11 protein-coding genes are annotated in these 11,105 nt (G+C 29.4%); 10 read left to right on the forward strand and 1 reads right to left on the reverse strand.

Annotation, left to right across the window (positions count from 1 at the left end; all coding sequences use genetic code 11):
• The first annotated feature begins 74 nt into the window (after positions 1 to 74).
• The 10 genes from napA (at position 75) to ACBT_RS09465 (ending at position 9,436) form a co-directional block, all read left to right on the forward strand.
• Entirely contained in the window at positions 75 to 2,885 is a 2,811-nt protein-coding gene (gene napA, locus ACBT_RS09420; RefSeq protein ID WP_024774679.1) for a nitrate reductase catalytic subunit NapA, read from the forward strand.
• A gap of 10 nt (positions 2,886 to 2,895) precedes the next feature.
• Entirely contained in the window at positions 2,896 to 3,699 is an 804-nt protein-coding gene (gene napG / locus ACBT_RS09425) for a ferredoxin-type protein NapG (protein WP_024774678.1), read from the forward strand.
• Positions 3,696 to 4,499 carry a quinol dehydrogenase ferredoxin subunit NapH gene (gene napH / locus ACBT_RS09430; RefSeq protein ID WP_024774677.1) on the forward strand — a complete coding sequence of 268 codons (804 nt, stop codon included), beginning with the start codon at positions 3,696 to 3,698 and terminating at the stop codon, positions 4,497 to 4,499. Before napG ends, napH begins: the two co-directional genes overlap by 4 nt.
• A complete protein-coding gene (locus ACBT_RS09435; RefSeq protein ID WP_024774676.1) occupies positions 4,496 to 5,098 on the forward strand; it encodes a nitrate reductase cytochrome c-type subunit in 603 nt (200 codons plus the stop codon). The genes napH and ACBT_RS09435 overlap by 4 nt, the downstream gene beginning before the upstream one ends.
• Positions 5,098 to 5,583 (forward strand): ferredoxin-type protein NapF, encoded by a 486-nt coding sequence (locus ACBT_RS09440; RefSeq protein ID WP_024774675.1) that lies wholly within the window; start codon positions 5,098 to 5,100, stop codon positions 5,581 to 5,583. Before ACBT_RS09435 ends, ACBT_RS09440 begins: the two co-directional genes overlap by 1 nt.
• Positions 5,580 to 6,551, forward strand: coding sequence for a WD40 repeat domain-containing protein (locus ACBT_RS09445; RefSeq protein WP_024774674.1), 972 nt, complete (start codon positions 5,580 to 5,582; stop codon positions 6,549 to 6,551). The genes ACBT_RS09440 and ACBT_RS09445 overlap by 4 nt, the downstream gene beginning before the upstream one ends.
• Positions 6,548 to 6,934 (forward strand): chaperone NapD, encoded by a 387-nt coding sequence (locus ACBT_RS09450; protein WP_024774673.1) that lies wholly within the window; start codon positions 6,548 to 6,550, stop codon positions 6,932 to 6,934. The genes ACBT_RS09445 and ACBT_RS09450 overlap by 4 nt, the downstream gene beginning before the upstream one ends.
• A 1-nt stretch (position 6,935) precedes the next feature.
• On the forward strand, positions 6,936 to 7,379 hold the full coding sequence (locus ACBT_RS09455; RefSeq protein ID WP_024774672.1) for a PAS domain-containing protein: 444 nt from the start codon (positions 6,936 to 6,938) through the stop codon (positions 7,377 to 7,379).
• Between the two features lie 63 nt (positions 7,380 to 7,442).
• Positions 7,443 to 9,071 (forward strand): EAL domain-containing protein, encoded by a 1,629-nt coding sequence (locus ACBT_RS09460; RefSeq protein WP_024774671.1) that lies wholly within the window; start codon positions 7,443 to 7,445, stop codon positions 9,069 to 9,071.
• Entirely contained in the window at positions 9,059 to 9,436 is a 378-nt protein-coding gene (locus ACBT_RS09465) for a hypothetical protein (RefSeq protein ID WP_024774670.1), read from the forward strand. The genes ACBT_RS09460 and ACBT_RS09465 overlap by 13 nt, the downstream gene beginning before the upstream one ends.
• A 307-nt stretch (positions 9,437 to 9,743) precedes the next feature.
• Here the strand turns inward: ACBT_RS09465 and serS are convergent, their stop codons facing one another.
• Positions 9,744 to 10,985 (reverse strand): serine--tRNA ligase, encoded by a 1,242-nt coding sequence (gene serS / locus ACBT_RS09470; protein WP_024774669.1) that lies wholly within the window; start codon positions 10,983 to 10,985, stop codon positions 9,744 to 9,746.
• Positions 10,986 to 11,105: the final 120 nt, after the last annotated feature.

Below are 11,105 nucleotides of genomic sequence, written 5' to 3' on the forward strand. Positions count from 1 at the left end.
CTAGTGTCAAGGTTTTTAATTTTTCCATTCGTTACCATTACTTGTTTAAAAATTTATTTCAAAAGGAGAGGAAAATGTCACTTTCAAGAAGAGATTTTCTAAAAAGTTCAGCAGCAGCAAGTGCAGCAGCAGCGATTGGTATGAGTGTACCAACACAGCTAAAAGCACAAGCAAACGCAGCTGAAAGCGGTTGGCGTTGGGATAAAGCAGCTTGTAGATTTTGTGGAACAGGTTGTGGAATTATGCTTGCAACAAAAGAGGGAAAAATTGTTGCTGTAAAAGGTGATCCTGCAGCCCCAGTAAATAGAGGGCTTAACTGTATAAAAGGTTATTTTAATGCAAAAATCATGTATGGTGCAGACAGACTAAAAACTCCTCTTTTAAGAGTAAATTCAAAAGGTGAATTCGATAAAAAAGGTGACTTTGCTCCAGTTTCATGGCAAAGAGCTTTTGATGAAATGGAAAAACATATCAGAGTTGCTTTAAAAGAAAAAGGACCTGAAGGTATTGGAATATTTGCAAGTGGACAACACACAATTATGGAAGGTTATGCAGCTTTAAAAATGATGAAAGCTGGATTTAGATCAAATGCTATTGATCCAAATGCAAGACACTGTATGGCAAGTGCGGTTGTTGGTTTTTATCAAACATTTGGAATAGATGAACCAAGTGGTTGCTATGATGATATTGAATTAACTGATACTATTGTTGCTTGGGGTTCAAATATGGCAGAAATGCACCCTATTTTATGGTCAAGGGTAACAGATAGAAAATTAAGTAATCCAGATAGAGTTAAAGTTATTAATATTTCTACTTACAGACACAGAACTTCTGATATTGCTGATTTAGAAATTATCTTTACTCCAAATACTGACTTAGCATTATGGAATTATATTGCAAGAGAAATTGTTTATAATAGACCTGAGGCTATTGATTGGGATTTCGTTAAAGAGCACATAGTATTTGCAGCAAGCCCTGTAAATATTGGTTATGGTATGAGAAAATCTGATGAAAAATCAATTAAAGATGGAAAGTATTCAAAAGAAGAAATGGAAATAATCTCTAAAGAGATGGAAAAAGTTGTTTCTGAAACTGAAGCTCCTGCACTTGCTCCTTATGGATATAAAGCTGGTGATAAAATGGTAAATAAAAATGCTGGTCTTGCTCACTGGGAGATTAGCTTTGAAGAGTATAAAAAATTCTTAGAACCTTATACGCTTGATTATGTTGCAAAAATTTCAAAAGGTAACCCTGATGAAGATATTGAAGAATTTAAGAAAAAACTTCAACAATTAGCAGATTGGTATATTGAAAAAGATAGAAAAGTTGTAAGTTTCTGGACAATGGGAATGAACCAACATACAAGAGGAACTTGGGTAAATACACTTTCATACAACGTTCACTTCTTACTAAATAAACAAGCAAAACCAGGAAGTGGAGCGTTTTCACTTACAGGACAACCTAGTGCTTGTGGAACAGCGAGAGAAGTAGGTACATTTACACACAGACTTCCAGCAGATATGATGGTTGAGAATCCAAAACATAGAGAAATTACAGAAAAAGCATGGAATATTCCTAACAATACTTTAAATCCAAAAGGTACTCAACATATTATGAAAATTCATAGAGATATTGAGGATGGAAATATTAAATTTGCTTGGGTAAATGTTTGTAATCCATACCAAGATACAGCAAGTGCTACTCACTGGATAAAAGCTGCTAGAGAAATGGATAACTTTATTGTTACATCTGACGGATATCCAGGAATTAGTGCAAAAGTATCTGACCTTATCTTACCTTCTGCTATGATTTATGAAAAATGGGGTGGATATGGAAATGCTGAAAGAAGAACTCAACTTTGGAGACAACAAGTAGTTCCAGTTGGAGATGCAATGTCTGATACTTGGCAATGGGTTGAATTATCAAAAAGATTTACTGTAAAAGATTTATGGGGAGAGCAAACTTTAATTAGCACAAAAGGTGAAGTAAAACTTCCAAGCGTTATTGAAGCAGCTAAAGCAATGGGATATGATGAGAATACAACTATGTATGAAATTCTATTTGCAAATGAAAAAGCTAAATCTTATAAAGCAGATTCAAAAGATCCAATTCAAGCTGGATTTGATAACACTGAAGCATTTGGAGATTCTAGAAATGTAAAAGGTAGTGATGGAAAACCTTGGAAAGGATATGGATTCTTTATCCAAAAATATCTATTTGAAGAGTATGCAAGTTTCGGAAGAGGACATGCTCACGATTTAGCAGACTTTGATACTTACCATAAAGTAAGAGGTCTAAAATGGCCAGTTGTTGATGGGAAAGAGACTTCTTGGAGATTTAATACAAAATATGATCCATATGCGAAAAAAGCAAACCCAGATAGTGACTTTGCATTCTATGGAACATTAGCAAAAGAGTTAGCTCAAGGTGATTTACTAGGAGTTAAAGATGAAGCTAAAAAATCTTTAAAAAATAAAGCTAAAATATTTGCAAGACCTTACATGGATCCACCTGAAATGCCAGATGAACAATATCCAGTTTGGTTAAGCACAGGAAGAGTATTAGAACACTGGCATAGTGGTACAATGACTATGAGAGTTCCTGAACTATATAGAGCTGTTCCTGAAGCACTTTGTTATATGCACCCTGAAGATGCAAATAAATATGGTGTAAAACAAGGTGAACTTTGTTGGGTAGAATCTAGAAGAGGAAAAGTAAAAGCTAGAGTTGAAACAAGAGGTAGAAATAGACCTTCAAGAGGTTTAGTATTTGTTCCTTGGTTTGATGAAAAAGTATTTATAAATAAAGTTTGTTTAGATGCGACTTGTCCACAATCAGGACAAACAGACTTTAAAAAATGTGCGGTAAAAATTTACAAAGCATAAGGAATAAGTTATGAATATTTTAAAAAAACCTCAAGAAGATAGAAGAAGATTTCTTCTATCAGGTGCTAGAGCAATAGGTCTAGCAATTCTTGGAGGTTTGACATGGAGTGCTTATTTAAGTGAAGTAAAAGCGAGTTCTTTAATTTTAAGACCACCAGCAGCATTAGATGAAGATGATTTTTTATCTACTTGTATAAAATGTGGTCTTTGTGTTGAAGCTTGTCCTTTTGATACATTAAAATTGGCAAAACCAGGGGATAATTTACCTTTGGGAACTCCATATTTTGTTCCTAGAAACATTCCTTGTTATATGTGTGTGGATATTCCGTGTGTTCCTATTTGTCCGACAGATGCACTAGATGAAAAAAAAGTTAAAAATAAGGATGGTGCTTTTGAAATAAGACAGATGCAAATGGGTGTTGCTGTTGTAGATATAAAATCTTGTATTGCTTTTTGGGGAATACAGTGTGATGCTTGTTATAGAGCTTGTCCTTTATTAGGTGAAGCTATAGAAATAGTTTATGAAAAAAATGAACGAACAGGAAAACACGCATTCTTAAAACCAATTGTAAATACAGATATTTGTACAGGTTGTGGGCTTTGTGAAAAAGCTTGTGTTACTGAAAAACCAGCAATTTTTGTACTTCCACGAGAAGTTGCCCTTGGAAAAGCAGGAGACCACTACATTAAAGGTTGGGATGAAACTGATGAACAAAGAGTAAAAAATGCAAATATTGAGAAAACAAAAACAAATATCAATAAAGATAGTGCAATAGACTCTTTAAACAGTGATATGAAGGATTTATTAGAATGAAAAAGTATAGATTTTTAATAGCTAGAAGATTTACACAAATCTCTATTTTAGTTCTATATAGTCTTGCAAATATCTATGGAATAAATATTTTAATGGGAAATTTAAGTTCTTCATTAATATTTGAAAAGATTCCTTTAAGTGATCCTTTTGCAGTTTTACAAATGCTTTTTGCAGGTGCTGTATTATCTTTTGATATTTTAATTGGAGCTTTTTTAATTGCTATATTTTATTTCACACTTGGTGGTAGAGCATTTTGTTCTTGGGTGTGTCCTGTAAATATAATAACAGATAGTGCAAACTATCTAAGAAGAAAGTTTAATTTTCAACAAATACAAAAAAATCAGCCAGCATCAAGAAATATAAGATACTGGGCAATAGGTATAACTTTAATACTTTCAACTTTGATGGGTGTTACAGCTTTTGAGCTTGTATCTCCGGTATCAATGGTTCATAGAGGTATTGTATTTGGTCTTGGCTTTGGCTGGGCTACTATTTTGGTGATATTTTTGTTTGATTTATTTGTTTTAAAAAATGGTTGGTGTGGGCACATATGTCCGCTTGGTGGATTTTATTCACTAATTGGAAGATTTAGCCTAATAAGAATTCATCATGACCACGAAAAGTGTACTGCTTGTATGAAATGTAAGGTTGTTTGTCCTGAAGTTCAAGTACTTCATATGATTACAAAATCAAGTGAACCTGTATTACAAGAGTGTACAAATTGTGCTAGATGTGTTGAAGTGTGCGATGATGATGCACTTAATTTTTCAATAAGAAATTACATAAAGGATAAAAAATGAAGTTAGGTAAATTAACTCTAAGTCTATTTACAGCTGCTTTAATTGCAACTATTAGTTTTGCTGAAACAAAAATTATAAAAGATGAATCAATTGGTCTTAGAAAAGATAACTTATATACTGAAGATAAAGTTGTAAGTGATGAGACAAAGTATAAAACAGATCCAGCTGGAGCTAGTACAAAAATTGAAAGAGCTTTTGAAAATGCTCCTCCGATGATTCCTCATGATGTAGAAGGTATGTTTATTATTACGTCTGACAACAATCAATGTACAGCTTGTCATGATCCAGCAATTGCTGCATCTATGGGAGCAACTCCAATTCCTAAATCTCACTATACAAGTTTTAGAGAAGCTGTTGAACTTTCAAAGGATGGAAATTTACAAAGAGATGGAAAAGCTGTAGCAAATAGTAGTGATTTAAAATCTGTTGTTAAACCTTTAGAAACATTATCAAATGCAAGATTTAACTGTTCAGCTTGTCATGCACCACAATCTGATAGCGCAAATGTTCCAAAAAACAACTTTACTCCTGAATTCAGAAGTACAGAATTAAATGGTAAATCTAATCTAATTGATGTTATTGGTGAAGGTGTTAAATAATGCAAAGAAGAGAGCTTTTTAGCTCTCTTGCAAAACCTTTTAAACAAAAAGATTTGCAAGAAAGTATTATAAGACCGCCTTACTATGATGATATTAATCTTTTTTTGACAAACTGTGTGAAATGTGAAACAAAGGATTGTGCAACAGTATGTGAAGAGAATATTATAAAGATATTAGATGACGGTACACCAAAACTTGATTTTTCAAACTCAGGTTGTACATATTGTAATTTATGTGCAACATCTTGTAAAAATGAAGTCCTAAATATAGAAAATAAAAAGCAAATAGAAGCTAAAATTGAAATAGATGTATTGTCTTGTTTATCATGGCAAAATACTATGTGTTTTTCTTGCAAGGATCCTTGTATAGTAAATGCAATAGAATTTGTAGGTCTTTTTAGACCTACTATTAGTAATGTTTGCACAAGCTGTGGATTATGTGTAAAAGTTTGTCCAACAAATGCAATAAAGGTAAGTGGTCTATGAAATTTTTGAAATATATTTTAGCAATTTTTCTCACATTAAACTTGTATGCACAAGAAATAAAAGAGTTAAAACCTAATTATATTTTTGAAGCTACTGGTGGAGTCACTAACTTGGTAATTCAAAATAATCTTTTACTTGCATCAACTACTGCTAGTAGTGTAGATATTTTTGATATTGAAAAAAAAGAGTTATTAAATTCAATAAAAATTGATAAGATTAAAGATTTTACAAATCAAATAATTGATAGTAAAGTATATAGTGTAGATAAAATAAATAATAAAATTTTAATCTTATCTCAAGGTCAAAGTGGTGGAAGAAATATATTTATTTACGAAAATGATAAACTTGAAAACATTATTAGTGATGAAAAAAGACTTTTTATTGCATATGCAAAATTTTTAGATGAAGAAAATATAATTTATGCTCTTTTATCTAATCAAATTTATATCTATAATCTAAAAGAAAAAAAAGTTTTAAAAGAATTACAAATATCACAATCATCTTTTTCAAATTTTGTTTTAGATGAGAAAAAAGAGACAATATTTATAGCAGATGAAAGTGGTATAATTTCACAAGTAGATATAAAAAATTTTAAAAAAATAAAAAGTTTTAAAAGTGAAAATGTAGATAGAGTATTTCAAGTTGACACTAAAAAAAATAGATTAATTACAGCAGGACAGGATAGAAGAGCAGCTGTTTACTCTCTTGGTTTTGAAAAACCATATTTTATAAGTGTTGATTTTTTAATATATAGTGCAGCTTTGAGTCCTAGTTCTAATAAAGGAGCTTTTTGTTTTGATGAAGATAACAATGTTGCAGTATTTGATACAAATTCAAAAGAAATTTTATTTAAATTAATGGGTAACAACTCTATTATAACAAATATTGTTTTTCAAAATGAAAATGAAATATTTGTATCAAGCGATGATAAAAATATAAATTACTACAATTTAAAGGAGCCAAAATGAATATTTCAAGTATAGTTGTACAAACATTACCTAAATATCTTGATAGTGTTATTGAAAATCTGAAAAAATCAGGTGTTTGTGATTATCATATGCATGATGAAAAAGGAAGAGTAATTGTTACTATCGAAGGTGAAAATGTAGAAGAAGAGCTTAAAAAATTAAAAGTTATTGAAGCAATTCCTCATATTAGTAGTGCAGATATGCAAATGAGTTATAGCGAAGAAGAGCTAAGCCGTCATATGCAAGTTCTAGAAAACTCTGATGCGGTTCCAAAAATTTTAAATGATAAAGATGTAAAAGTTGAAGATATAGTTTATCATGGAGATTTAAGAAGAAAAGATTTAATTGGTTTTGCAAAACAGTTTGATAAGCAAGGAAACTAGTATGCAATTTAATAATGGTAATTTTTTAATAGAAACTATCGTTCCAAAAGATGAATTAATTATTTCAAGAACTGATTTAAAAGGTATCATAACATATGCAAATGATACTTTTGCAGAAATATCAGGATACAGTGCAGATGAATTAATAGGAAAACCACACAATATTGTAAGACACCCTGACATGCCAAAATCAGTTTTTAAAGAGTTGTGGGAAGATTTACAAACAAAAGGAAGATGGAGCGGTTTTGTAAAAAATCTAAGAAAAGATAGTGGCTTTTATTGGGTTTATGCAGAGATATCTGGTGTTTTTAAAGATAATAAATTAGTAGAGTATAAATCTATTAGAACTCCTATTTCTTTTGAAGATAAAAAGAAATATCAACTATTATATGATGAATTAAAAATTAAAAATAATGAGAAAATAAGAAAAATTTCATACGAATAACATCGTAAAATAAGCTTTTGATGATATAATATCCAACTTTTAAAAAATAAAATAAGGAAAGGTATGTCAAATCACATAAAATCAGAAACTCTTCTCAAGCTGATTACAGAGAACCTTCCTGATTTACTATGGATTAAAGATTTAGAGGGAAATTATATCTATGCAAATGATTCTACTTGCAAAATATTCCTAAATACCCTACCAGAAGATGCTATAGGAAAAAATGATTTATATTTTGCAAAAAAAGAGAGAAGTAAATTCCCAAATAGTCCAAATTGGCATACTTTTGGTGAAAACTGCGCGGAATCTGATCTTGAAGTTTTAGAAAAACTAGAACCAATTACAGTAAAAGAATGCGGAACAATAAGAGGTGCATTAAGACATTTTGAAATTAATAAAGCGCCTTTTTATAATGAAAATGGAAAAATAATTGGTATTATTGGAATAGCTAGAGATATAACTTCTCAAACAATATTAGAAGAAGAAAACTACAAATTAACATACTATGATTTACTCACTAAACTTCCAAATAGACAAAAAATACTTTTAGATATTTTAAAAACAAATCCAAAAGCTTGTATGATTTTTAATATTGATGGATTTAGAGAAGTAAATGACTTTTTTGGAATTTACAATGCAGATAAAATTCTTCAAGAAGTTGCAAATAGGTTTTTTTCAAAAAGATTAAAAGCTTATAGAGTTGGAGGTGATGAGTTTGCAGTTACTTATCATGAAAATTTATCTTATGAAGAATTAAAAGAAAAAGCATTTGAAATATTATCTATGTTACAAGATGAAGAGTATTTAATAGAAGATAAAACAATATCTTTAGGTTTTTCTGTAGGAATTGCAAAAGCATCAAATAGATTACTTTCAAAAACTGATATCGCTGTAAATAGAGCAAAAAACTCTCACGAATCTATGTTTATTTATGATGAAGATGAAAAAATCGAAGAAAAATATAAAGATAATATAAATATGGCATATGAGATAAAAAAAGCTCTTGCTGAAGATAGGATAATCTGTTTTTATCAACCTATAGTAGATGTAAATAATGGTGAAATCTTGGCATATGAAACTCTAGTAAGATTAAAAGATTCTTATGGAAATTTAATCTCTCCATTTAAATTCTTAAACTTTTCAAAAAAAATAAAACTTTATCATAAAATTTCGCAAAGAGTAATTTCAAATGCGTGCAATACTTTTAAGAAGAAGCGAGATTTTTTCTCTATAAATTTATCAATTGATGATATAAAGAATAGAGAAACTGTAGATTTTATAATTAAAACTTTAAAAAAGACAAGAACAGCTTCAAGAGTAACTTTTGAAATTTTAGAATCAGAAGGTATAGAAAACTACGATGAAGTTTTAGATTTTATCAATAAAATTAAAATTCTTGGTGCAAAAATAGCAATAGATGATTTTGGAAGTGGTTATTCAAATTTTGAACATCTTTTAAAGTTAAATGTTGATTATATTAAAATTGATGGTTCTTTAATAAAAAACATAACTTCAAATCCTAGACAAAAAATTATTGTAGAAACTATATCTAGCTTTGCAAAAAAAATTGGAATAAAAACAGTTGCTGAATTTGTTGAGACTCAAGAAATTTTAGATAACTTAAAAGAGTTAGAGATAGATTTTGCACAAGGTTATTATACAGGGAAACCTATAGATTTATGTCAAGATTAATACTGATCTTCTTTTTTTTATTTTCTTTTTCCTACTCAAATGATATTTATAAAGCTTTTGCAGTTGCTATATATGATGAAAATAACCATGGTGAAAATATTCAACATTCAAAAATTACACAAAATGATTACAATGAAATTTGCTATACCAAAATTGCTATTTTTGGAAAAGTATCAAATAATTCAAAAATTGATATAAATATAGGAACTTCACTAGGAAATTTAGAAAATAAAATTCCTTTAACAAATAATAAAAATATTGTAATAGGCTATGAATATACCTTCAAGCATTACACAGTCGATAAAGGTTATATTGAAGTAAGAGTAGATAATAAACTTTATGACTCTAAAGTTTACGTAAAATAATTTTTACCATTTTCTAAAATTTATTAGAAAAATAGCATTAAAATAGCATTATTTAAGTTTAGAAGTTGTATTATTCCAAAGATCAAGAGGTTTTATTTTTATACTTATCTCTCCTTAGTTAAAAAATGTTTCATTTTTTGGATAAAACCTCGATCAAAAAGGTCGTTCTCTCCGATTGAGTTTTATTTTGTATTTTTTTCATATTTTTTTGATAAAACTCAACAAAAAAAGGGAAAGTTTAAAACTTTCCCTTTTTTATTTTCTATAGAAAAAAACGATTTCGTAAATTTTAATCGGGCTAAAACCTTTATCTTAAATAAGGTTTTAGTACTTCTGGAATAGTAACACTTCCATCTTCATTTTGATAATTTTCCATAATAGCTAAAAGAGTTCTTCCAACTGCTAAACTAGAACCATTTAAAGTATGTGCAAAAATATTTTTCTTATCATCTTTATATCTTATTTTTGCTCGTCTTGCTTGAAAATCTCTTGTATTAGAAATAGAAGAAATTTCTCTAAATTTATTTTGACCAGGGAGCCAAACTTCTAAATCTATTGTAACGGCTGCACTAAACCCTAAATCTCCTGTACAAAGTTGAACTTTTTGGTGACAAAGCTCTAATGAACTTAATAAATCACTAGCACACTGAACCATTTTCTCAAAAATCTCATCAGATTGCTCTTGTGAAGTAATAGCAACCATTTCAACTTTATCGAACTGATGTTGTCTTATAAGCCCTCTTGTATCACGCCCTGCACTACCAGCTTCTTTTCTAAAACAAGGAGTATAAGATGTAAGAAGTAAAGGCAATTCACTTTTAGATAGAATTTCATCATTATATAAATTTGTAAGACTTACTTCCGCAGTTGGAATTAAATATAAATCTTCACCCTCAATTTTAAATAAATCATCTGCAAATTTTGGAAGTTGTCCTGTTCCTAAAAGTGTATTAGTATTTGCCATGAAAGGAACATACCATTCATTAAATCCTCTTTGTCTGTTAAAATCAAGCATATAATTTATTAAAGCTCTTTCAAGTCTTGCCCCATCACCTTTAATTGCTGTAAATCTTGATTTTGCAAGCTTAACACCTCTTTCAAAATCTAACCAATCACACTCTAAATCCCAATGTTCTTTTGGCGTAAAACTAAAAGTTGGTTTTGTTCCAACAACTTCTAAAACTACATTCTCATTTTCATCTGCACCAACAGGAACAGATTCATCAGGCATATTTGGAAGACCTAAAACTATAGAAGATAAATCTTCTTCTAAAGCTCTAACTTCTTCCTCTAACTCTTGTTTTTTATTTTTTAAACTATTTATTTTATCTTGTAGAGGTATTACATCAAGATTTTCTTTTTTATATCTTCCAAACTCTTTTGATAAAAGATTTTGTTCTGCTGTTGTATCTTCCATCTCTTGTCTTTTATATTTTGTGTTTAAAGCTAAAGTTTTAAGATTTTCTAAAACTTCATTAGAAACACCTTTTTTTTCTAAAGAAAGACTAGTCTTTTCAAAATCATTTTGTAATAATTTTATATCTATCATATTAACTCTTTATCTAAAATTTTTGCCGATTATATCTAAAAAACATACCATACAAACTGAAATTGTTTTTATTAAAAAGTATAAAACCCACTTTAACTAATGCTTTTAGCTAGTTTTGAT

It is taken from the genome of Aliarcobacter cibarius (assembly GCF_013372265.1).
Lineage (GTDB): Bacteria > Campylobacterota > Campylobacteria > Campylobacterales > Arcobacteraceae > Aliarcobacter > Aliarcobacter cibarius.

Bases quoted from the DNA above. Each gene is read 5' to 3' on its own strand.
- ACBT_RS09450 (WP_024774673.1), top strand. From the start codon at position 6,548: ATGAATATTTCAAGTATAGTTGTACAAACATTACCTAAATATCTTGAT.
- napG (WP_024774678.1), top strand. From the start codon at position 2,896: ATGAATATTTTAAAAAAACCTCAAGAAGATAGAAGAAGATTTCTTCTA.
- ACBT_RS09445 (WP_024774674.1), top strand. From the start codon at position 5,580: ATGAAATTTTTGAAATATATTTTAGCAATTTTTCTCACATTAAACTTG.
- serS (WP_024774669.1), bottom strand. From the start codon at position 10,985: ATGATAGATATAAAATTATTACAAAATGATTTTGAAAAGACTAGTCTT.
- napH (WP_024774677.1), top strand. From the start codon at position 3,696: ATGAAAAAGTATAGATTTTTAATAGCTAGAAGATTTACACAAATCTCT.
- ACBT_RS09455 (WP_024774672.1), top strand. From the start codon at position 6,936: ATGCAATTTAATAATGGTAATTTTTTAATAGAAACTATCGTTCCAAAA.
- ACBT_RS09460 (WP_024774671.1), top strand. From the start codon at position 7,443: ATGTCAAATCACATAAAATCAGAAACTCTTCTCAAGCTGATTACAGAG.
- ACBT_RS09440 (WP_024774675.1), top strand. From the start codon at position 5,098: ATGCAAAGAAGAGAGCTTTTTAGCTCTCTTGCAAAACCTTTTAAACAA.
- napA (WP_024774679.1), top strand. From the start codon at position 75: ATGTCACTTTCAAGAAGAGATTTTCTAAAAAGTTCAGCAGCAGCAAGT.
- ACBT_RS09435 (WP_024774676.1), top strand. From the start codon at position 4,496: ATGAAGTTAGGTAAATTAACTCTAAGTCTATTTACAGCTGCTTTAATT.
- ACBT_RS09465 (WP_024774670.1), top strand. From the start codon at position 9,059: ATGTCAAGATTAATACTGATCTTCTTTTTTTTATTTTCTTTTTCCTAC.